Source organism: Deinococcus sonorensis KR-87, from assembly GCF_040256395.1.
GTDB lineage: Bacteria > Deinococcota > Deinococci > Deinococcales > Deinococcaceae > Deinococcus > Deinococcus sonorensis.
Window position 1 is genome coordinate 1,808,368 of sequence record NZ_CP158299.1, and the last position, 22,878, is coordinate 1,831,245.

Consider the following 22,878-nt stretch of genomic DNA (forward strand, 5'->3'; position numbering starts at 1 on the left):
GAGGCGGGCCAGCTGGCCCGCCTCTTCTTGTTGCCGGATTTACCAGCGGTATACGTACCCGAAGCTGACCCGGGTGCTGTTGCCGGACTGCACCCCGATCTGCACGCTGCTGCGCCCGGTCACGTTGTAGGCGGCCGAGAACGACGGCTGCAGGCTGGTGAGGTTCAGGCCCTGGATCGGGGTGCTGGCCTTGAAGGTCAGGCGGTTGTCGGGCGTGGTGTAGGTGGCGTCAATCAGGCCCTGCCCGGTCAGGTCCACCTGATACTGCAGGTACAGCTGCCGGGTCAGGTACGAGCCCACCGTCAGCTTGGCCCCGAAGGTGGTGCTGCCGTTCTCGCCCGGCAGGTCGGCGCTGATGCGGAACACGTCCAGGCCCAGCGCCTGCGCCACGTTGCGCTGGAACTCGCCCAGCACAAACACGTTCAGGGCGGTGCGGATGGCGCTGGTGCCCAGGTTGCCCAGGTTGCTCGGCAGGGTGGTCAGGTCCGGGGTGCCCAGCGCCACCAGCGCGTACAGCTGCGCTTCTGCAGCCGGGTTGTTGGCCGAGTAGTCGCTGCCGGCATTGGTGCAGTTGCGGGTGCAGGTCAGGTGGGTTTCCAGCGTCAGCGTGCTGGCCCCGCCCGACTGACGCACGAAGCGGCCATCCAGCGTCAGCTGCACCCCGATCAGGCCGCCGGTGTTGAGCGGCACGTCGCCGGTGGCGTTCACCGCCAGCACCGGGTACACGCCGGTTCCGTCGAAGGTGGCGGTGGCGGTGTTGAGCGCGAACTCGTTGTCGCGCAGGTCCACGCTGCCGCGCAGCGCGTGGATGTCGCCGCTCAGCCGCGGGTCGGCGCCGCTGCCCGACAGCGTCAGGGCGCCGCCCAGCTCGGCGCGGGCCAGCGTCTCGTCCACCCGGATGCCGTTGGGTGCCCGCAGCGGAATGTTCAGGAAGTGCAGCCGCGCCAGCAGCGGGCTGGCGGCGCGGCTGGCCGCCTGCTGCGCTTCGGTCTCCGGGAACACCGTCAGCTCCTCCGGCAGCGGACTGACGTAGTTGACGTCGCCAGTCGCGCTGCCCGCTGCCGCCGCGCCGCTGCTCTGGCCGGGGGCCGGCAGCACGCTGGGGCCGCTTCCGCTCCCGGGCGCGGCCTGACCCAGAAGCAGGCTGCCCAGCGTCACCTGCCCGCTCACGTTGATTGGGGCGTCGCTGGCCTCGCCCTGCTGCACCACCTTCAGGTCGGCGTTGATGCGGCTCTCGCGGGCAAAGATCAGGCTGACCGGCAGGTTGAAGTTGCGGGTGGTGAGCGACAGGTTGATGGCCGGGCTCAGCTCGCCGCTCACCACCGCGCTGCCCACGTTGCTGCCGCCGATGGCCTGCGCCCGCACCGCGTAGCCGTCCGCCGTCTGGCTGAGGGTGGCGCTGAGGTTGTCGATGCGGCCGAGCGACGGCGGCACCAGCAGGCCCTGGTACGTCGCCGTCAGCCCGGACAGCTTCAGGCTGGCCAGCGTGCCGCGCGCCGTGATGCTGCCGTTGGCCCCGAACGTGCCGCCGGTCAGCACCCGGCCGTCGGCCGAGAAGGCGCCGGTATCGAGCAGCTGGGCATTCAGGGTCGGCACCTGCACGCTCAGGCCGCTGACGCTGCCCTGCAGGTTGCTGGCGTTCAGGCGACCGACCGGCCGCTCGTAGCTGCCGCCCACCTGCACCGTCAGGCTGCCCTGCAGGCTGGGCGCCTGCTCCCGGATACCGGGAATCAGCGACAGCACCGGGGTAAAGGTGGTGTTCTGGAAGTTGGCCGTCACGCCCACCGCCCGGTGGGTGTAGGCGCCGGTCACGTCCCAGCGGCCGGCGCCACTTAAGTGCAGGTCCACCGAGGTCAGCTCGCGGTTGGCATAACGGATCACGCCGCTGCCAGTCAGCGTCTGGGTCAGCGGCTTCTGACTCTGGGTGTCCAGCATGCCGCCGGTCACCGAGAGCCGCTCGGCCACGACCGTCGCGTCGCCGCTCAGCGGGTCCGACATCGGCGCCCGGAAGCGCACGATGCCGGTCAGCAGGCCCTGGCCCGGCAGCGGGCCGCTGAACGCCGCGATCAGGGCGTCGGCCGGCAGGCCACGCATCTGCACGGTGCCGCTGACCACGCCGCCCGACAGCGCGCCCACCAGGGTGGAGGTGGCCGCCTGGGTGCTGCCCAGCGAGCCGCGCAGGCGCCAGTCGCCGCCCACCTGGGTGCCTTCCACCCGCGCCGCCAGGGTGGTGTTGCCGACCGTCAGGGCGCCGGAGCGCAGCACGAAGGTGCCGCCGCCGTCCGAGATGCTGGCCTCGCCGCTGACCGCGCCCTTCAGGTAGGGCGCCACCTTCAGCCCCGACAGTTCCAGGCCGCCCAGCGAGGCGCGCACCGCGTACCCCTCGCCGGTCGGCTGCACGCCGCCGAGGCTGGTTAGCTGCGGAAGCAGGTCGGCCAGACCGCCGCTGCCGCTCAGGTCCACGCCGGTCTCGCCGCCGGCGGTGCTGGTGGTGGCCGAGGCGTTCAGCACGAAGCGCTGGCCGTCCAGCGACACGGTGCCGTCCAGCGTGGGCGACAGGCCGGCCACCGTCAGCGGGAACTGCTGCACGGTGACGCCGCCGGTCAGCCCGTCCGCGTCCAGCCGGGCGTCCGCGTTGAGGGTGCCCTGGCCCTGGGTGAGCCGCGCCGAGAGGGCCCCGGTGGTGCGGGTCTCGCCCTGGTTGGCGTTGAAGGTCACGCTGCCGTACGGCGCCTGCAGCGCGGCTTCGGCCCGCACCCGGCCGGCGCTCAGCTGCACGCTGCCGGTCAGGCTGCCCTCCACCGGCAGGTTCACCACCGGCAGCGTGTACCCGCTGCGGCCGTCCTGCAGCTGCAGCGACAGCGCACCGTCAAGGGTCCGGGTATTCACGGTGCCGCTGGCCGTCAGGCGGCCGGCGAGGTCCGCCAGTTGCAGCCGGTCCAGCTGCAGCCCCGGCAGGTTCACGCCCAGCTGGCTGCCATTCCAGCGCACCCGCCCGGCGGTGAGGCCGTCCGTGACGTTCAGGTCCACGCCGCCGGGCGCCGCCGTGCCGCTGGCCTGCCACCCGCCACGTCGCAGCTCCAGCTGCGCCTGCGGTTGCCCCACCTGACCCGACAGCTGCACTGCCAGCGATCCTTCCGGGCGCGTCAGGCTGGCCTGACCGCTCCAGAGGTTCTTCTGCAGGTTCAGGTTCAGCACGCCGCTGGCCCGGGCCCCCGGGCCGTCGGTGAGGCGCAGCTGCACGCCCAGTGGGGAGGCGGCCATCCGGACCCCGGCCCCCACCAGTCCCAGCGAGCCGCTCAGCTGCGGCTGCACGATGGCGCCGTCCAGCTTCAGGCGGGCCGGCTCGGTCAGCACGCCCGCCGGCCCGCCCGAGACGTTCAGCTGTCCGGTCCAGCCGTTGTGCAGGCTGCCGGTGCTGTTCAGGTCGGCGGTGAAGCCGGCCACCGTGCCGGTGCCGCTCAGCGCGATGCTGCCGCCCGCGTACGCGGCCTTCAGGCTGGCCTGGACCCCGCTGCCGTTCAGCTGCACCGTGCCGCTGCCGGTGCCGCTGAGGGTCACGCGGCCGCTGGCCTGGGCGCTCACGCCCGGCAGCTGGGCGGCGAGACCGTTCAGGGTCAGTTGCTGGCGCTGCAGCTGCCCGACCGTCTGCCCACCCTGCGTCAGCGTGCCGTTCAAGGTGGTGGCGGTGCCGCTGAGGCTCAGGCCCAGTCCGCTCACGCGAACGCCGGACCGCTCCGCCTGCGCCACGCGGCCCTGCACGCTCAGCAGCGGGTTCAGCAGCGGCCCGCTGGCCGTCAGGTCCAGGCTGGCCTCCCCGGTCGCGCCGAGCAGCGGGAGCGGCGTCAGGTGCAGCCGCCCACTGACGCTGGGGTTCAGGCCGGTGAGGGTCAGCTGACCGTTGCCCAGCGTGCCGGCGTCGAGCGTGTAGCCGCCCAGGCCGTCGCCGTCCAGCTGCAGCGGGTCCGGCAGGGCGGCCAGCTGAGCGGTGGCGCGGCCCTTCAGCGCGGGCCACCGCCCGGCCAGATCCAGCCGCACCGTGTTCTGGCCCTGCGCGGCGGTGCCGGTGAGCCGCAGGTCGGCGTAGGGGGCCTGCAGGCTCAGGTGGCGCGCCTCCAGCATCAGGCGGCCGGCGTAGTCGCCGCGCAGGTCGGCGCCGGCGTTCAGGATCGGATCACGGGCCGGGCCGTTCAGGTGAACGGTGGCGCGCACCTCTGGCCGTGCCAGCGTGAAAGTGCCGGCCAGGATGGGATTCTGGGCCGGGCCGCTCAGCTGCAGGGTGCCGTCTGCCGCGTCCAGGCCCAGCCGTTCCAGCCCCTGTCCCTGTAATCCGGCCACCGCCACCTTCAGGCCGGCCGGCAGCTGCCCGCTCGCCACGACGGTGCCGCCCAGCAGGGTACCCTGCAGGTCCGCCTGCAAGGTGTCCGGGGTGTAACTGCCGGAGCCGCTCAGGCTGAAGTCGCCCAGCTGCGTCTGCACGCCGCTGAGGTTCAGGCCACTCAGCTGCAGCCGGCTCAGACCGCCGGAGGTGGTGCCGCTCGCGCTGGCCTGACCGCTCAGCCGCAGGGACGACACGCCCGCCGAGGTCGGCAGCAGCCGCGCCAGCGTCACCGGCTGGCTGTTCAGCGTGGCCAGCACCTGACCGTCCTGCAGTCGGGCGTCGGCCTGCAGGCGCGCGCCGTGCAGCGCCAGCGTGGCGTTGCCGCCCTGGACGCTGGCCGTTAGATTGCCGCTCAGATCGCCCGCCGCGTCGGTCAGCTGGCCGTTCAGCTGGGCGCTCAGCCGCTGCCAGCTGGTCCCGCCCAGTTCGGCGGTGCTGGTCAGCTGGAGCTGCGAGGGGCGTCCCCACAGCGCGCCCAGGTCCAGCCGCTGCAGGCTCACGCTGCCGCCGGGCCGGTAGGGGAGGTCGGCCGGCAGGGTCGCGGTCAGGCGCGCCACGCCCAGGCTGGCCTGGGCCTGCAGCACGCCGTTGCCGCGCAGCTCGGCGCTGAGCGGCTGGCCGGCGGCCTCCCCACCCACCTTCAGCAGACCCAGCCAGCCGGCGGTGGTGCTCCAGCCGGTCAGGCCCTGCAACTGGAGGGTGGTGGCTCCACTGTGGTAGGGGGCGTTCACGGTAAAGCGGGCCTGCATCAGCCCGGCCGGAGCGCTGCCGCCCAGCACGCCTCGGGCACTGCCGGCCAGCCGCTCGCCGGTGGCCGTCACGCGCCAGTCGCGGCCCAGCAGCCGGGCGGTCAGGGTGCTGCCCGCCGCGTCCAGTCCCTGCGGGCCGCCGGTGGTCCGGCCGTTCAGCCGCACGTCCGGCTTGGTGTAGCCGCCCCCCACGCTGAGGGCGTAGCGGCCCGGCAGATACTCGGTGACGGTGGCGGCGCCGCTCAGCCGCAGCGCCGGGTACACCTGCCCGGACAGCTGGGCCTTCAGCTGGCTCACGGCGGCGGTGGCGCCCAGCAGCGTCAGGGCGCCGCTCCGGTAGCGGGCCGGCAGGGTGAACTCCACCCCGGCGACGCGTCCGGCCGCGTTGAGGCTCAGGTCGTCGAGCGGGCCGTTCAGGGTGCCGCTCAGCTGGCCGGCGGTCCCGGTCAGGGCCGTCAGGTCGGCGCTGCTGAAGCTGCCGCTCAGCCGCCAGCCGGCCTGATCCTGGGCCAGCAGATTGAGGCTCAGGCCCGCCACCGTGCCGGTCAGGCTCGCCTGGGCCGGCTTCAGTCCGGCGGTCCCGGTCAGGGCCACCGCCCGGCCCTGGTACGCGCCGTTCACGGCCAGGTTCAGCTGCTGGCGCACGTCGCCGCGCAGCGTGGCGCTCAGGTCATCCAGCGTGAGGCGGGCGTCGGCGCGCGGGTACAGCGGACCGCGCAGGGTCAGCGCCTGCCCGCCCAGCGTGCTGTTCAGGTCGGCGCTCAGCTGACCCCCGCTCAGCCGCACCTGACCGCGTGCGGTCTGGCCGCTGCTGGTCAGGTTCACGGTGGCCGCGCCGCTGGCCCGCTGCAGCTGCAGATCCGGCAGCGTCAGGTCCAGCCGGAGCTGCCCGCTGGCGGCCAGCACCGGCTTCAGGGCGTGGGCGTCCAGGGTGGCCTGCCGGACGCTCAGGGTGCCGTCCTGGTACTGCACCGGAATGCGGCTGCCCGGATGGGTCAGCACGCCGGAGACGTTCAGGCCACTGGTCCAGCTGGCCGCCGCACTCAGCCCCAGCGGCTCGTCCAGATAGCGGGCACCGCTCAGGCTCAGGTCGGCGCTCTGGGGGTGCAGCGTCGCCTGCAGCCGCCCCAGCCGGGCCACGTCCTGCAGCTGGGCCGGCAGCAGGGTCCGGAGAGGGGAGAGGTCCGCCTGTAGTTGGCCGCCCAGCGCGGGCAGCAGCGTGACCTGACCGCTGACGGGGCCGCTGGGGCGGGCGCTCAGGGTGGAGCCCGCGCCGATCAGGCGCAGCTGCCCGGTCTGACCAGAGAGCTGGTAGCCAACGCGCGCCGACCCGTTCCACTGCCCGCCCGCGTAGCCGAGCCCGCCCACCTGCACCGCCAGCGGCGTGATGGATGCCTGCAGCGGGTAGGTCTGGGCCGGCAGCGTGGCCACGCCCGCGCTCTGCCGCTTGAGCGTGACCGAGCCGGTCAGCCGGGCCGCGTCCCCGTTGGCCCGGGCGCTCAGCAGCGGCCCGTCCACGCTCAGCGTCAGGCCGGACACTTGCGCCGGCAGCCGCAGCCGGCCACTGGCCCGCACGGTGTGGCCGGCCAGGGTACCGCGCGCCGAAATCTGGCCGTTGACGGCCTGCACGGTCAGCGGCCCCGCGGTCAGCGTGCCGCTCGGCAGGCCGTTGCGGGCCGTCAGGGTGCCGCTGAGCGTCTGCCCGGCCACCGTGAGCTGCCCCGCCTGCACCGTCAGGTTGTCCAGGCCGTTCAGGCGCACGGTGGCGCTGCCGCCCGCTGCGTCCGACAGCTGCAGGGTGCCGTGCGGCCGGGTGCCCTGGCCCTGAATCCGGCCCTGCAGGTACAGTCCGGCCAGCGGGCCGCGCACCGTGAGGTCGTAGCGCTGGTCCGGCGCGCTGACGGTGCCGCTGGCCCTCAGGCCGCCCGGCCCGGTCAGGCGGGTGGCCAGGGCGGTCCAGGGGCCGTTCACCTGCACCGCGTACGGCCCCAGCGCGCCGCGCGCGCTCACCTGCCCCTGGAAGCCGGGCGCGTACTGGGCATTCACGGTCAGCTGGCCGGACTGACCGTAGCCGCTGACCGGCTGGGTGCCCTGCACCCGGACGCGGCCCTGGTCATAGCTGAGCTGCAGGCCGCCGAAGGTGCCGCGAATGGCGGGGCCGGGCGTCAGCGTGCCCTGCAGGCTCAGCGCCTGGCCCGGCACCGTCAGCCCTGCGACCGTGATCGGCTGGGTCTGCCCGTTGACGCTGGCCTGCAGCTGCCCATACGGGCCGTACACGTGCGCCTGCAGCGTCTGGCCCTGATACGTGACCGGGCCGCGCAGGTCCAGGGCCGGGTTCAGCTGACCGCGCAGCGTGGCGACGGCGCCAGCGGCGCTCAGCCGCAGGTCGCTGCTCAGGACACCGGCCTGACGCGTCAGCGTGCCGCTGATGTCCGCTCCGAAGCCGCTGGCGTTCACGTCCGCGCGGCCCCCCTGGCCCCGGAAGTTCAGCCGGGCGGTGCCGCGCAGGTCGCCGCCCACCAGCGGCCGCAGCGAGGCGAGGTTCACCCCGCCCGTCACGGTCCAGTCCTGGCCCTGCAGGGTGCCCTGGGCCGTCTGCCCGGCCGTGCTGAGCGAGAAGCGCACCCCGTCGTTCAGGTCCACGCTGCCCCGGATGTCGGTGCCGACCACCTGCGCGGTGGTGGCGTAGCCGGGGGCCAGCCGGGTGGTGGCCTGCACCCGGACGCCGTTCTGCACCGCCTCGATCGCCACCCGGTCGCCCAGCCCGCGCGCGGTGATGCGTCCGCTGCGACTGGTGGCCGTCACGGTGCCGGTGGCCTTCAACGCCGTGGTGAGCGCCAGCTGACCGCGCAGGTCAAAGCCGCTGGCGCTCAGGCCGCTGCTCTTCAGGGTGAAGGTATCGCCCTGCCAGCCGAACTGCCCGCCCGCAAAGGTCCACTCGGCCTGCCGCCGGCTCCAGTTGAGCGCGATGGGGCCGCTGGGCGTCTGGTCCAGCAGCGGCACCTGGGCGCTCAGCGTGCCGGTGAGGCGGCTGTCCGGCACCTGCAGCTGTCCGGAGCCGCTCAGCGACACGCCCGCCGTGCTCAGGCCACGGGCCTGCCAGCGGCCACGCAGCTGCCGGTCCAGGTTCAGCTGCACCGCGCCCAGGTCGGCGCTCAGGCCGGAGCGGTCGTACCGTCCGCTGCCGGCCAGGGCAAAGGGCCCGGCCTGGCCGTCCTGAACCTGCAGCCGCAGGTCGTTGACGGTGCCGCTGGCGGTCAGGTGGCCGCGCACGCTGTAGAGGTCCGGCGTCAGGTCCAGCGACACGGCGCGGCTGCTCAGGCCGTACTGCCCCTGCACCGGCCCGCCCAGCCCCTGGCCCCGAAAGGCGATGACGTTGTCGGCATCGATGTCGGCGGCCAGCGCAAGCGGCTTGCTGAGCAGCTCGCCGGTCCAGCGCAGCTGACCCGACTGGTTAAAGTTCCAGACCCCGCTCAGCGTCTGCTGGCCCTGGAAGCTGGTGCGGGTCTGGAAGCTCAGGGCGTTGCGCTCTTCACCGTGTTTGTTCAGGAACACGTAGTCGGCCTTCAGCCCCTGGTACGGCAGGACGCTGAACTGGCCTTCCGGACTGCTCACCGAGGCGTCCACCCGCACGTCACTCCAGCCCTGGGCCCGGGCCTGGAGCAGCAGCTGTCCCTTGCCCGTCTGTCCCAGCGCCTGGGCCAGCGCGTCCAGCTGAGGCCTGGCCTGCGCCGTCAGTTCCCAGTGGCGCGCGTCAAGATCCAGCCCGCCCTGCGCCGACACCGGGCCGTTCCAGCTCCGGCCGTTCAATTGGACCGTGAGCTTCGAGCCGCGCTGCGTGGCCTGCCCGGACAGGTCCGTGACCGTCACGAACCCGGCCTGCGGCACCCGCAGCGAGCCGCCGTTCAGTTTCAGGTCGCCGCGCACCGCTCCCTGACCGAAGGTGTACTGCCCCCGGATGTGGCCGCTCTGTACCGCGCCGCCCTCCCGGTTATGCCAGTAGGCGTTCAGAAGGGTGGCGTCGGCGTCCAGGGTGGCGGTGCCCTGCAGCTGACCCTGCACCACCCGGTAGCGCGCCACGGCGTTCAGCGCGCCGTCGTCGGTGGTGCCGCGCAGCTCCAGGCCATCCATCCCGTTCTGGGCGGCCAGCGACCGGCCGGTCCAGTGCCCGTTCGGCACGTTGTACCCCTGACCGTTCACATTCAGCTGCACGTTCTGAAGGTCGAGGCGGCCCGGCAGCAGGGTCAGGCCGCCGCCCCCGCCTCCACCCTGCGGACGCAGCAGCTCGCTGAGCCGCAGATCAACGGTGGCGTCGTGCAGGGTGAGGTCCACTCGGGCGGTGCGGAGGAACGGATTCAGACTCGCCAGATGCAGCCGCCCCAGGTCCGCCCTGGCCTGGGTGCCCGGGCCACGGACCGTCACGCCACGGAGCACCGGCGCCCACAGCGGGCCGCCCACCGAGCGGGCCTGCACCGTCCAGTCGCCGCCGATGCGGGACAGCAGCGCCTGACCGAACAGCGAGGGGCCGAACAGGGAAAGCAGAACCACCAGGGCCGCGAGGGCGAAAAAGACGATGCGGCGCGGGTTCACCGCCACAGTCTAACGGGTGCCGGATGAGCCGCCTATTGAGAGGTCTTGGGCGCAGTGGAGGAGGGTCCAACGCACAGCTGTGCGATTCCTAAGATTCAAGAGGCGGCCCGCATGCCTCTGCTACACTCCACCCCATGCGACTGACGGCCCTGATTTCCGGCAAGGTGCAGGGGGTGGGCTACCGCCGCTACGTGCAGGTCAAGGCCCGCGACCTGGGACTGGCCGGCAGCGCCGAGAACCTGCTGGACGGCCGGGTGGAGGTGGTGGCCGAGGGGCCACAGCCGGAGTTGGACCGGCTGCTGCACTGGCTGCGGCGCGGTCCGGCGCACGCCCAGGTGACGCAGGTGGACGTGCAGTGGGCCGAGGGCACTGGCCTGCGCGAATTTCACATCATCTGAGAGGCGGGCCGGCGTGGGACCCCCACACGCTGGGGTCTCTTGACCTGGTACGCCCGGCCCACTACCCTGTAAAGGTCAGCGCTGCCTGACACCTTTATCCAGAGCGCCCGAGAGACCTGGCTCAACGACGGCGCAGCAACCCGCCCTCATCACGGCATGGTGCTCAATTCCAGCCCGCATCCGGGTCAACGATGACCGCCCGCGGGGCCGATAAGGGAAGGGTCTCAGCGAATTGTTCGTTCCCCTTCTCCGCCACACACGTGAGAGGGGGAATGCTGTATCGGCCTTCCCCGCCTGCCGGAAGGAAGTGCCATGACCACCTTTGTCCCCGAAGCCGCCCCCTACGTACCGTCTGCCGCCGAAGCGGCCCCGGAGCGCTGTTCCGGCACCCGTCGCACCGTCACCCTGTTCCGGAACGAGCCGCTGCTGCTGGACTGCGGGCGGCCAGTGTCGCACGTGCGGGTGACTTATCACACCTACGGCGCGCCGGCCCCGGAGGCGCTGCTGGTCACGCACGCCCTGACCGGCACCAGCGCCGTGCACGAGTGGTGGCCCTCTCTCTTCGGGCCCGGCAAGGCGCTGGACCCGCAGCGGCACTACATCGTGTGCAGCAACGTGCTGGGCGGCTGCGCAGGCAGCACCGGGCCGCTGGAACTGGACGGCGCGCCGCTCACGCTGCGCGATATGGTGGCGGTGCAGCGCGAACTGCTGCGTCACCTGGGGGTGCAGCGTGCGGCGGTGGTGGGCGGCAGCATGGGCGGCATGCAGGTGTACGAGTGGCTGCGCAGCTACCCGGATTTAGTGACGCGGGCCGTCATCATCGGGGCGCCGGCCCGCCACTCCCCGTGGGCCATCGGGCTCAACACGGCCGCCCGCAACGCCATCCTGAGCGCGCCCGGCGGCGCGGGGCTGCAGGTGGCGCGTCAGATCGCCATGCTCAGCTACCGCAGCCCCGAGAGCTTCGCGGCCACCCAGAGCGGCGACAGCCCCCGGCAGCCGGGCACGCCGGCCATCAGCACGTACCTGGAGTACCAGGGCCGCAAGCTGGAGTCGCGGTTCTGCGAGCACAGTTACCTGGCCCTGACCAGCGCCATGGACCGCTTTCAGCTCTCGGACCTGGACCTGCAGGCGATCCGCACCCCGGTGCTGGTGGTGGGCATCAGCAGCGACGTGCTGTACCCGGCCAGCGAGGTGCAGGCCGGCGCCGCCCAGCTGCCGTGCGCCGAGTACTGGGAGCTGTCCAGCCCGCACGGCCACGACGCCTTTCTGATGGATGCCGACGCGCTGGAGCCGAAGGTTCGCGCGTTTCTGAGCAGCTGAGCGGTCCGCTCACGGCCTGAGCGAGAGGTGCCGTGCGGCCAGCGCCTCCCGGAGCAGGCCCAGGGCTTTCGGACCGAAGCCATGCAGGCGCAGGAGGTCCTCGGCCGTCCAGGCGGTGAGGTCCGTCAGGCGGGTGATCCCGGCGCCGGTCAGTGCCCGCAGCGCCGGCCGACCGATGGCCGCAGGAAGATCCGACGACGGACGGGAGTCATCTGCCCGGTGCTGTTCCATGGGCCCTCCTTCACTGTGGCGAATCAACGTGCTCCGTGCGCTACACCCCGTCCAGATACCGGTCCAGTTCCCACTGGTGCACGGTGGCGCTGTAGGCGTTCCATTCCTGGCGCTTGGCCTCCGCGAAGTGCTCCAGCACGTGGTCGCCCAGCGCGGCGCTGATCACCTCGTCGCGCTCCAGCGCCTCGATCGCCTCGCTGAGGTTGGTGGGCAGCTCACGGATCTTGTGGTGGCGCTTCTCGCGCACCGTCATGCGGAAGATGTTGCGCTGGATGGCCGGCGGCGGCTCCAGGTTCTGCTCGATGCCGTCCAGCCCGGCCGCCAGCATCACCGCCAGCGCCAGATACGGGTTGCAGCTGGGGTCGGGCATGCGGAACTCGGCGCGAGTGCTGTTGCCGCGCTTGGCCGGAATGCGGACCAGGGCCGAGCGGTTGCTGGTGCTCCAGGCGATGTTGATGGGGGCCTCGAAGCCCGGCACCAGCCGCTTGTAGCTGTTGACCAGCGGGTTGGTGATCGCCACCATGCCGGAAGCGTGTTCCAGCAGCCCGGCGATGAACTGCTGAGCCACCCGGCTCAGCCCGTACTCGCTGTCCGGGTCCGCGAAGGCGTTCTGGCCGTCCCGGAACAGCGACAGGTGGCAGTGCATGCCGCTGCCGTTGGTGCCGGCCACCGGCTTGGGCAGGAAGCTGGCCAGCAGGCCGTGCTCCAGCGCCACCCGCTTGACCGCAAACTTGAAGGTGGCGATGTTGTCGGCCGTCCGGAGCGCGTCGGCGTAGCGGAAGTCGATCTCGTGCTGGCCCGGGGCCACCTCGTGGTGCGCACTCTCGATCTCGAAGCCCATCTCGACCAGTTTGTTGGTGATCTCGCGCCGGATGCGTTCGCCCCGGTCAATCGGGGCGAGATCGAAGTAGCCGGCCTGGTCGTTGGTACGGGTGGTGCCGGCCCCCTCCGGGCTGCGCTCGAACAGGAAGAATTCCGGCTCCGGCCCGCAGTGCAGGGTGTACCCGAGCTGGGCGGCCCGCTCGATCTGGCGGCGCAGCACCTGACGCGGGTCGCCCTCGAAGGGGGTGCCGTCCGGCAGCCGCACATCGCAGATCATGCGGGCGGTCTTGCCGCGCTCGCCCTCCTCCCGCGAGAACTGCGGCAGCACCAGGAAGGTGGACAGGTCCGGCTGCAGCAGCATGTCGGACTCCTCGATGCGGGTGAAGCCTTCCACGGCGCTGCCGTCGAACATCACCTCGCCGCGCACCGCCTTGGCGAACTGCCCCTGCGGCACCTCGATGTTCTTGATGCCGCCCAGGATGTCGGTGAACTGCAGCCGCAGAAACCGGATGTTCTCCTGCTGCAGCCGGGCGAGAATCTGCTGCTGGCCTGCCGGGTCGGCGGCGCCTGCAGGAGCGGGGCGAGCGCTGGCGCGCGCGGCGGAACGGTCAGAGCGGGGCGGGGTCATCGGCGGGTCTCCGGGGAAACGAGGGGGGTCGGCATGGCTGCCTCTGATGATACGTGCCGCGACCTGGCCGGTGAGCCTGAACGGTCAGTTTTGCGACTTGTCCTCAAAATTTTGGCAGAATGTCCCGCCAAAGTCGAACGTCTGACCAGAAAACTGGGCAAATTTCAGGATTGAACTGGCCAGATTCGCCAATTTGACCCGTTTCGCGTTGACGTGTGGAGTCCGGCCCTCCTATACTCGGAGGCATGCGGGCCGTGAGGATGCGTCCGGCGGTTGCCCAGGAGGAATGCCCATGAAACAGGAATTCGACGTGCTGTCCGCGGCCAAAAGCTGGCGTCTGGAAGACTTCACCGACCACACCCCCGGCGCCGTGATCAGCGAGGTGTTCGCCAGCGACGTGCTGACGATGGAAGAGCTGCGGCACCGGCTGAGCCGCCCGGTCTACAAGAGCCTGCAGGGCACCCTGGAGCGCGGCCAGACGCTGGACCCGGCCATCTCCGACACGGTCGCGCTGGCCATGAAGACCTGGGCCATGGAGAAGGGCGCCACCCACTACACCCACTGGTTCCAGCCGCTGACCGGCAGCACCGCCGAGAAGCACGACAGCTTCCTGACGCCCACCAGCGACGGCAGCGCCATCGCCAGCTTCTCCGGCAAGGAACTGATCCAGGCCGAGCCGGACGCCAGCAGCTTTCCGTCGGGCGGCCTGCGCGCCACCTTCGAGGCGCGCGGCTACACCGCCTGGGACCCCTCCAGCCCGGCGTTCATCATGCGCCACAGCAACGGTGCGACCCTGTGCATTCCCACCGCCTTCGCGTCCTGGACCGGCGAGGCGCTGGACCTCAAGACCCCGCTGCTGCGCTCGATTGAGGCGCTGAACCAGGCGGTGATGCCGGCGCTGAAGCTGTTCGGCGTGGACACCACCCGGGTGAGCAGCACGCTGGGCGCCGAGCAGGAGTACTTCCTGATCGCTGAGGAGTACTACTTCGCCCGCCCGGACCTGGTGATGACCGGGCGCACGCTGTTCGGGGCCAAGCCGCCGCGCGGTCAGGAGCTGGAGGACCACTACTTCGGCGCCATTCCGGACCGGGTGCTGAGCTTCATGGCCGACGCCGAGAAGCAGATGTACGCGCTGGGCATTCCGGTCAAGACCCGCCACAACGAGGTGGCGCCCGGCCAGTTCGAGATCGCGCCGATCTTTGAGCAGAGCAACATCGCCGCCGACCACCAGCAGCTGATCATGCAGATCCTGCGCAACACCGCCCGCAAGTACGGCCTGGTGGCGCTGCTGCACGAGAAGCCCTTTGCCGGCGTGAACGGCTCGGGCAAGCACTGCAACTGGAGCATGAGCACCAGCAGCGGCGAGAACCTGCTGGACCCGGGCGATACCCCCCACGAGAACATGCAGTTCCTGTTCTTCTGCGCGGCCGTCATCAAGGCCGTGGATGAGCACCAGGACCTGCTGCGCGTGTCGGTGGCCAGCGCCCAGAACGATCACCGGCTGGGGGCCAACGAGGCGCCGCCCGCCATCATCAGCATCTTCCTGGGTGACGAGCTGACCGACATCCTGGACCGGCTGGCCAGCGGCCAGGGCGGGCGCGGCACCGCCGCCGGCCTGCTGGGCCTGGGCAGCACCGTGCTGCCGCACCTGCCGCGCCACGCCGGCGACCGCAACCGCACCAGCCCCTTTGCCTTCACCGGCAACAAGTTCGAGTTCCGCGCGGCCGGCAGCAGCCAGAGCATCAGCCTGCCGATCACGGTGCTGAACACCATCGTGGCCGACGCGGTGGAGAAGCTCACCGCCGAACTGCGCGAGCGCCTGAACGGCAGCCGCAGCAAGCGGAGCCTGGACGAGGCGGTGGTGCAGGTGGTCCGCAGCACCTATGCCCAGCACCAGCGCATCGTGTTCAACGGCGACGGCTACAGCGAGGCGTGGCACCAGGAGGCCGAGCGGCGCGGGCTGCTGAACCTGCGCACCACCCTGGACGCCATCGAGCAGTTCAGCAGCGAGAAGAACGTGGCCCTGTTCAGCAAGTTCTCGGTGCTGAACGAGCGCGAGGTGCGCGCCCGCGAAGAGATCATGTACGACATCTACTTCAAGACGGTCAACATCGAGGGCGAGACCACCGAGTACATCGCCCAGACCATGATCCTGCCGGCAGCCGTCAGCTACCTCGCGGAACTGGGTGAGGTGGAGAGCAAGAGCCGGGCCGTCCAGGGCCTGAGCCAGGAAGTGGCCGGTCTGGCCGACGACCTCTACACGGCGCTGCAGACCCTGCGCGACGTCAACGAGGCCGACGGCGGCGAGGAAATCCACGACAAGGCCCACCACATGCGCGATCAGGTGCTGCCCGCCATGCTGGAGGTCCGCAAGGCCGCTGACCGGCTGGAGCGGGTGGTGGCCGGCAAGCACTGGCCGCTGCCGAACTACCGGCAGATGCTCTTCATCAAGTAAGGACAGAGAAACGTGGGGCGGGGCCGGGCGTCAATGCCCGGCCCCGCTTCAACAGGGGAGACGGTCCTTAATACCGCAGCGGGGCGAGCCAAAGTATCACCACTGGTTCGCCCCGCCCTGGTGCTGGACCGCTGGCACTGCTTTGCCGTGCCTGAGCGGTTTCGTAACGTGAAGGCTCGCCGCCGTGGACCGACGGGCGTACACTGAAACGATGCTCAATCTTGCCCGCCGGACCACCGTCACGCCGGAGCAGCTGGCCGAGGGCCTGACTGCATTGGGTCTGGACGGACGGCAGCAGGTGATCGCCCACAGCAGCCTGCGCTCCTTCGGACAGCTGGAGGGCGGCGCAGAGGTGCTGGTCAACGCGCTGCAACAGCACACCGAGACGCTGGTGGTGCCGGCCTTCAGCTATCAGACCATCGTGCGTGGGCCGGATGCACCGATCCACGCCCAGTTCCGGCGCGATACCCGGGTCAGCCGCGACATCGGGCGGATTCCTCAGCTGCTAATCGAGCGGCCCGACACCCTCCGCTCCTTCCATCCCGCGCTGAGTTTTGCAGCGGTGGGTGGACATGCGCAGGCCATTCTGGATACCCAGACGCTGGCGAGCCCCTACGCGCCCATCGGCGCGCTGTATGACCTGGACGGCTACGCCCTGCTGGTCGGGGTGGACCACAGCAGCAACACCAGCATTCATTACGGCGAGCATCTGGCCGGGATGCCGCTGCTGACCAAATACGTGCCGCAGGACGGCCGGGTGGTCCCGACCGCCTTCCCCAACTGCTCGGCCGATTTTGATCATCTGGCGCCTTACGTCCGGCCACGCACCGTCCAGGTGGGCAAGTCGCGGCTGCGGCTCTACCGCGTGCGCGAGCTGGTGGATGCCACGGTGCAGCTGCTGCAGCAGGACCCGGAGGCGCTGCTGTGCACCTTTCCCAGCTGCCGCTGTCAGCAGGTCCGCCGGATGGTCCGCGAGCAGGGGCTGAAGCCCAGACAGCACCAGCCGCTGCGCTGACCGCGTCAGTCGGGGTAGCTCAGGCGACGGTCGCTGCTGTGGCCGGGCCGCACCTTCAGCTCGGGCCGCACGTGATACACCGCGTGGTTGGCACACAGCGCCGCCTGCGCGAAGGCCACCGAGATCAGTTTGAAGTCGGCGCCGGCGCTGCTCAGGTCGCCGGCCACATACACCCCCGGCAGCCGGGTCTGGCCGTCCGGTCCGGCCGGCACGTACTCACCCTGCCAGCCCAGGGGCCACTCCTGCAGTGGGGTCAGGTCCGGGAGGTAGCTGTTCAGGAAGTAGCGGGCGTCCTGCGGCTCCGGCGGCTGCCAGTCCGGCGCCGCGGCCGCCACCACCTGCAGCCCGCCCGCCCGCCGCGCCTGTTCCAGCGCCTCCAGCTGCCGAGGCGTGCCGCGGAACAGCGCCCGGCGGTGGCTGAGCGTGACCTGTGCCCCCTGCTGGTGCAGCTGGAGGGCGGCCTGGGTGGCCTGCGGTACGCCCCCCTGCACCCACACCCGCTGGCCCCGGTGCTCGCCCGGCTGCGGCCAGTCGGTGTGCATGCCCGGTTCCGGCGCGGGCCTGGGCCGCAGCGCGCCCAGGCCCGCGGCCAGAATGACCGCGCCGGCCGGGTAGCGCTGATGGTCGGTGCCGACCACCCAGCCGGCGCCGTCCGGCTCCAGGGCGGTGACCAGCTCGCCCAGCCGGACGTCCACCGCGAATGGCGTCAGCTGCCGCACCAGCTGCGCGACGAGCTGGTCGGCGTAGGCGTTCGGGGCGGCCGGCACGTCGTAGACCCGCCGGTCCGGGTACAGGGCGCTCAGCTGCCCGCCCAGCTCCGGCCGGGCCTCAATCAGCCGCACCGACACGCCGCGCAGCGCCGCGTAGAAGGCGGCGTATAGCCCAGCCGGACCGCCACCCACGATCAGCACGTCGGTGGCAGGGGCGAGCGGCAGCGGCTCCATCATCGCCGGGCCGACCGTTACGACTTGACGACCCGCTGGCTGCGGATGATGTGCAGCATCTCGTGCCGGTGCGCCACCTTGGCGCGCGGGCGGCCCTGCGCCTGGCCCTGCTCCAGCTCGTGGCGGTCCAGCGCCTGCCAGTCGGCCAGCGTCACCACTTCCACCTGACGGCTGCTCAGCAGCGCGTCCACGGCCTCCCGGCCCGGCTGGGCGGCCGCCGGCAGCGTGCCTGCCGCCGCGTCGTCCAGCAGCTGCCGCACGCTCTCCACCGCGTCGGCCTTGTTGGTGCCGATCACGCCGCTGGGGCCGCGCTTGATCCAGCCGGCGGCGTACTCGCCGACCCGGCCCTCCACCCGGCCCTGGCTGTTGGGAATCACCGCGCGGCGCTCATCGAACGGCACCCCCGGCACCTGCACCCCCCGGTAGCCCACGCTGCGCAGCACCATCTGCACCGGCAGCACCTCATACTCGCCGGTGCCCACCGCGTTGCCCGCCTCGTCCAGCCGGTTGCGCTCGATCTTCAGCCCGCCCACCCGGCCCTGCCCGTCGTCCAGCACCTCCACCGGCGACACCAGGAAGCGCAGGTGGACGCGGCGCTCCTTGCCCTCCGGGGCACGGGCCGCGAAGCCGCGCAGCACCTCTAGGTTCTTTTTGACGGTGTTGTCGGTGATCTGGGCCTCGCTGGCCTCGTCCACCATCACCTCATCGGGGCGCACCACCGGGTCGGCGTCGTGCAGCTCTCCGAACTCACGCAGTTCCTTGGTGGTGAACTTTGCCTGCGCCGGGCCACGCCGGCCCAGGATGTACACGTCGCGCACCGGGCTGGCGTCCAGCGCCTTCAGGGCGTGCGGCGCGATGTCCGACTCGGCCAGTTCCTGCACGTTCTTAGCCAGGATGCGGGACACGTCCAGCGCCACGTTGCCCACGCCCACCACCGCCACACCCTGGGCGTGCAGCAGCAGGTCGCGGGCCGCCGCATCCGGGTGGCCGTTGTACCACGCCACAAACTCGGTGGCGCTCATGCTGCCTTCCAGGTCCTCGCCGGGAATGCCTAGGCGGCGGTCGGCGCTGGCCCCGAAGGTGTAGATCAGCGCGTCGTAGTGCGCCTTGGCATCCTCGTAGGTCAGGTCGCGGCCGAACTCCACGTTGCCCAGAAAGCGCACGCGCGGGTCGTTGAGGGTGCGCTCGAAGCCGCTCACCACGCTCTTGATCTTGAGGTGGTCCGGCGCCACGCCGTAGCGCACCAGCCCGTAGGGGGTGGGCAGCCGATCCAGCACGTCCACCGACACCGGCACCGTGTCCTGCTTGATGAGGGCCTCGGCGGCAAACACGCCGCTGGGTCCACTGCCGACGATCAGCACGCGCAGCGGACGGTCCTGGGTAAAGGCGGTCATGACGCAAGTGTACCAATGACGTAAAGGGGGTGGATAGGGCAAATCTGGACGTGTCTCCGGCCCGGTACACGAAAACGCCCCGGCCGGAGCCGGGGCGTCTGGTGAAGAGGGAGTCTTACTCGGCGGCGATGCGGGCCAGGGCCTTCTCGTCGCGCAGGGTGATCTTGCCGTAGCCGGCGCTGATCACGCTCTCGCGGCTCAGCTCGCCCACCACCTTGGTCACAGTCTCGCGGACCGAGCCCACGGCCGCGGCCAGCTCGTCGTGCGTGGCGTAGATCATGGTCTCGCCGCTCGGCTGCACCGTGGCGAGCGCCGTGTCCTTCAGCTCCAGCAGCTCGCCGGCGATGCGGGCGCGCAGGCGCTTGCCGACCAGCCGGTAGATGCTCTCGTAGGCGCGTTCCAGCGTGCGAACCAGGTGGGTGGTCACCAGCAGGTTGTCCTCGGCGCTCATCAGGGCCGGGTTAATCACGTCCACGGTGCTGTCGGTGACGGCCTCCGCGAAGTACTGCCGGTTCAGGCCCGCCAGGGCCTCCTCGCCAAAGTAGTCGCCGGGGCGCACGTAGCGCAGGGTCAGGCCGTTGCCGTCGTCGTCCATGGTGTGAATGCGCACCAGGCCGCTGGCCACCCGGTAGAGCATCTCGCTCTTGCCGGGGTACAGGATCACCGAGCCGGGGCGGTGGCTGACGGTGTCGACGAAGGTGTGCTTGTCAATGGTCTTGCTGTCAGTGGTTCGGTCAAGGAGCATATCTGGCCTCCTGGGTCAGTGAAAGAAAGTTGGGGGGTGGTCCGGGCCGTTCCCGACCAATCCCAACGCTGAACACAGTGTACACCAACGTCACAATTTTAGCAACCAAAAAGTTTCTTTAATAACTCTTTACGCTACAGTTCTGCTGGAGAGGTTCAGATTTCTGAAGGTTTCTCAGCCCAGTACGGATCGCGGCTGGATACAATGTGCGGACACATGAAGGAGACCGCATGATTCTGATGCGGGGAGCCGTGCACGATCAGGTGCCGTCCCGACTGGCGCCCTGGGGCGCCGGGGCCTCCTGTGGGTCACTGGCGCCGCGCTGGCAGCTGCTGCTGGGCCGACTGACCCGCCTTCTGGAAGAGCGAGACGCAGAAACTGACCGGCATACTACTCGCGTCACCCATCTGGCCCAGCAGTTCGCCCGCCGGCTGAATGTGCCGCCTGAGCGCTGCCGTGCACTCGGCTGGGGTGCGCGGCTGCACGACATCGGCAAGCTGACGGTGCCGATGGAACTGCTGCAGAAGGCCGGGCCGCTTCATGCCTGGGAACGCGAGGTGCTGTGCGGCCACGTGTGGGCTGGCCAGTGCATCGCCGGGGCGCTGGACGGTCTTCCCGCCGCCGCACTGACCGTGATCGCCGAGCATCACGAGCGCTGGGACGGCCAGGGCTACCCGCGCGGCCTGCGCGGCGAGCAGATCTCGCTGGAGGCGCGGCTGTTCAGCCTGTGCGACGTGTTTGACGCGCTGACGCACCAGCGCAGCTATAAGCCGGCCTGGGGGCCCACCGCCGCGCTGGAAGAGATGCGCTCGCAGGTAGGCCGGCAGTTTGACCCCGGCCTGTTTCCGGTCTTCGAGCAGCTGATCCACGAGCTGTATCCGGGCGCCTGGACCACGTCTCAACCCGATTGAGCTGCAACCTTTCTGTCAGACGCCCACCGCTACCCTAAGAAGCATGAGCGTGTTGCACAGTCTGCTGGGGGCCATCGTCAAGGACGGGGCCAGCGATGTACATTTGCGGGCGGGCAGCGCGCCGATGGGACGAATCAACGGTCTGATCCGGCGGTACGGCGAGGCCAGCCTGACCCCGCAGCATATGGAGGCCTTTACCCGCGAGATGATGGGCCGCCCGGACCTGTGGGATGACTTCGTGCGGCGCCGTGAATCGGACTTCGCGTACGGCGTGCAGGGCATCGCCCGCTTCCGGGTGAATGCCTACTGGCAGCGCGGCAGCATTGGCCTGATCATGCGCGTCATTGAGGACAAGCCGATCCCCAGCTTTGAGCAGCTGGGGCTGCCGCGCAGCACCTTCGAGGAGCTGGCCGCCAACGAACGGGGGCTGATCCTGGTGACCGGCCCCACCGGCAGCGGCAAGACCACCACCCTGGCCAGTATCATCAACTACATCAACGCCACCAGCCCGCTCAACATCGTGACGCTGGAGGACCCGATCGAGATCCTGCACCGCGACCAGCTCTCCACCATCTCACAGCGCGAACTCGGCACCGACACGCTCAGCTTCTCGGCCGGGTTGCGCGCCAGCATGCGGCAGGACCCGGACGTGATTCTGATCGGCGAGATGCGTGACAAGGAGACGGTGGAGGCGGCCCTCTCGGCGGCGCAGACCGGCCACCTGGTGTTCAGCACGCTGCATACCCTGGACGCCATCCGCACCGTGAACCGCATCATCGATTTCTTCGCCCCGCACGAGCGCGATCAGATCCGGCTGGGCCTCTCGGAGAGTCTGGTGGGCGTGGTGAGCCAGCGCCTGCTGCCCCGGATGGGCGGCGGCCGGGTGCTGGGCATGGAGATCCTGCTCGGCACGCCCACGGTGCGCGACTGCATCAAGGACCAGGACCGGATGGAGGAGATCAAGCAGGCGCTGGAAGAAGGTGGCCTGCGCGGCATGCACACCTTCGACCAGCATCTGGTGCAGCTGGTGCAGTCCGGCCTGATGAGCGAGGAGGACGCGATGCAGTCGGCCACCAGCGCCCACGAGGTCAAGATCAAGCTGATGGCCCAGAAGTTCGCCTGAGGCGGCTCAGGCCCGCTTCAGCTCAGGGCACCACCTGTTTGCCCTGGCCGCTGTAGCGCGGCAGCACCTCGGCGGTCACCGCCGACGCCTGACCGGCCACTACCAGCGCCACACACGCGCCGCCAAAGCCGGCGCCGGTCATGCGGGCGCCCAGCACCTGCGGATGCGCCTGCAGCAGCGCCACCAGCTCATCCACCTGCGGATGCGACACCTCGTAATCGTCGCGCAGGCTGGCGTGCGAGGCGTTCATCAGCTGCCCGAAGTGGGCGGCGTCCGCGTGCAGCGCCTCCAGCACCCGGGCGTTCTCAGAGACCACGTGCCGGGCCCGGCGGCGCAGCGGTTCCGGCAGCGTCTCCATCTGCTGAATGTCCCGCACGTCGCGCAACTGGGCCACGCCCAGCTGACGGCTGGCCTCCTCGACCTCGCCGCGGCGGGTGTTGTAGCCGCTCTCGGCCAGCCGGCGCGGCACGCCACTGTCCAGCACCAGCACCTCGGCCCCGGCCGGGAACGGCAGCACCTGACGCTCCAGGCTGCGGGTGTCCAGGAACAGCATCGCGCTGGTGTTGGCGAGGCTGCTGGCCATCTGATCCATCACGCCGCACATCACGCCCACGAACTCATGCTCAACCCGCACGCCCATCAGGGCCAGCTCCACGTCATCCAGCTTCAGATCGGAGAGCTGCCGCAGCGCCCGCAGGGTGGCCAGTTCCAGCGCCGCGCTGCTCGACAGGCCGCCGGACGGCACGTCGCTGTGGATGTACACGTCCATACCTTCCTGGGTGCCGGTCAGGTTGAGGCAGCCGGTCAGATACGGCGCGAAGCCGGTGCCCACCGAGCCCACCTCCACCTCCAGCGTCTGCTCCAGGTTGGCGCTGTGCAGGCGGTGCTGGCGCAGGCCGTTGCGGCTCAGCAGCACGGTGGCCTGCTGAGGGATGGCGGTCGGCAGCACGAAGCCGCCCTGGTAGTCGGTGTGCTCGCCCAGCAGGTTCACGCGGCCCGGCGCGCTGGCGCTGGCTTGCGGCTGGTGGCCAAAGAGCTTCGAAAAAGCGGCCGTATGGGGGTCGTGGTTGGTCACAGTGGCCCCATCATAGGGGCTGACGCGGCCGTACAGTCGGACTGGTGAAGGGGTGTTCTGCAGGGCCGGGCGGCGGCTTTTGATGCGCTGAGCGGCC

At 70.7% G+C, this 22,878-nt stretch carries 13 protein-coding genes and 1 riboswitch; of the genes, 6 read left to right on the forward strand and 7 right to left on the reverse strand.

Going from position 1 to position 22,878, the window contains the following annotated elements; translation table 11 throughout:
- Positions 1–39 precede the first annotated feature (39 nt).
- A complete protein-coding gene (locus ABOD76_RS14200) occupies positions 40–9,720 on the reverse strand; it encodes a translocation/assembly module TamB domain-containing protein (RefSeq protein WP_350242616.1) in 9,681 nt (3,226 codons plus the stop codon).
- Between the two features lie 134 nt (positions 9,721–9,854).
- Between ABOD76_RS14200 and ABOD76_RS14205 the strand changes: the two genes are divergently transcribed.
- Positions 9,855–10,118: an acylphosphatase gene (locus ABOD76_RS14205; RefSeq protein ID WP_350242617.1), complete on the forward strand. Its 264-nt coding sequence runs from the start codon at positions 9,855–9,857 to the stop codon at positions 10,116–10,118.
- 91 nt (positions 10,119–10,209) lie between these two features.
- A riboswitch (SAM riboswitch) is annotated at positions 10,210–10,316 on the forward strand.
- A 114-nt stretch (positions 10,317–10,430) separates the two neighbouring features.
- Positions 10,431–11,438 (forward strand): homoserine O-acetyltransferase family protein, encoded by a 1,008-nt coding sequence (locus tag ABOD76_RS14210; RefSeq protein ID WP_350242618.1) that lies wholly within the window; start codon positions 10,431–10,433, stop codon positions 11,436–11,438.
- Positions 11,439–11,447: 9 nt separating this feature from the next.
- Here ABOD76_RS14210 and ABOD76_RS14215 read toward each other — a convergent pair whose 3' ends face one another.
- Complete coding sequence (locus tag ABOD76_RS14215) at positions 11,448–11,669, reverse strand: DNA-binding protein (RefSeq protein WP_350242619.1); 222 nt, start codon at positions 11,667–11,669, stop codon at positions 11,448–11,450.
- Positions 11,670–11,709: 40 nt separating this feature from the next.
- On the reverse strand, positions 11,710–13,119 hold the full coding sequence (glnA, locus tag ABOD76_RS14220) for a type I glutamate--ammonia ligase (RefSeq protein WP_350242620.1): 1,410 nt from the start codon (positions 13,117–13,119) through the stop codon (positions 11,710–11,712).
- A gap of 292 nt (positions 13,120–13,411) precedes the next feature.
- Here glnA and ABOD76_RS14225 point away from each other — a divergent pair, with 292 nt between their 5' ends.
- Both ABOD76_RS14225 and ABOD76_RS14230 read left to right on the forward strand, forming a co-directional pair.
- Complete coding sequence (locus tag ABOD76_RS14225) at positions 13,412–15,574, forward strand: glutamine synthetase III (protein ID WP_350242621.1); 2,163 nt, start codon at positions 13,412–13,414, stop codon at positions 15,572–15,574.
- A gap of 211 nt (positions 15,575–15,785) precedes the next feature.
- Positions 15,786–16,589: an AAC(3) family N-acetyltransferase gene (locus ABOD76_RS14230; RefSeq protein ID WP_350242622.1), complete on the forward strand. Its 804-nt coding sequence runs from the start codon at positions 15,786–15,788 to the stop codon at positions 16,587–16,589.
- A gap of 5 nt (positions 16,590–16,594) precedes the next feature.
- On the opposite strand, the gene ABOD76_RS14235 is transcribed toward ABOD76_RS14230, so the two are convergent.
- From ABOD76_RS14235 to ABOD76_RS14245, 3 genes are all read right to left on the reverse strand, one after another.
- Positions 16,595–17,536, reverse strand: a complete 942-nt coding sequence (locus ABOD76_RS14235; protein ID WP_350242623.1) for an NAD(P)/FAD-dependent oxidoreductase — start codon at positions 17,534–17,536, stop codon at positions 16,595–16,597.
- A gap of 14 nt (positions 17,537–17,550) precedes the next feature.
- Positions 17,551–18,927 (reverse strand): FAD-dependent oxidoreductase, encoded by a 1,377-nt coding sequence (locus ABOD76_RS14240; protein ID WP_350242624.1) that lies wholly within the window; start codon positions 18,925–18,927, stop codon positions 17,551–17,553.
- A 115-nt stretch (positions 18,928–19,042) separates the two neighbouring features.
- Complete coding sequence (locus tag ABOD76_RS14245; RefSeq protein ID WP_350242625.1) at positions 19,043–19,672, reverse strand: helix-turn-helix domain-containing protein; 630 nt, start codon at positions 19,670–19,672, stop codon at positions 19,043–19,045.
- Positions 19,673–19,902: 230 nt separating this feature from the next.
- Between ABOD76_RS14245 and ABOD76_RS14250 the strand changes: the two genes are divergently transcribed.
- A complete protein-coding gene (locus tag ABOD76_RS14250) occupies positions 19,903–20,583 on the forward strand; it encodes an HD-GYP domain-containing protein (protein WP_350242626.1) in 681 nt (226 codons plus the stop codon).
- 43 nt (positions 20,584–20,626) lie between these two features.
- Entirely contained in the window at positions 20,627–21,706 is a 1,080-nt protein-coding gene (locus ABOD76_RS14255) for a PilT/PilU family type 4a pilus ATPase (protein ID WP_350242627.1), read from the forward strand.
- 22 nt (positions 21,707–21,728) lie between these two features.
- Here ABOD76_RS14255 and galK read toward each other — a convergent pair whose 3' ends face one another.
- Positions 21,729–22,781, reverse strand: a complete 1,053-nt coding sequence (gene galK, locus ABOD76_RS14260) for a galactokinase (RefSeq protein ID WP_350242628.1) — start codon at positions 22,779–22,781, stop codon at positions 21,729–21,731.
- Positions 22,782–22,878: the final 97 nt, after the last annotated feature.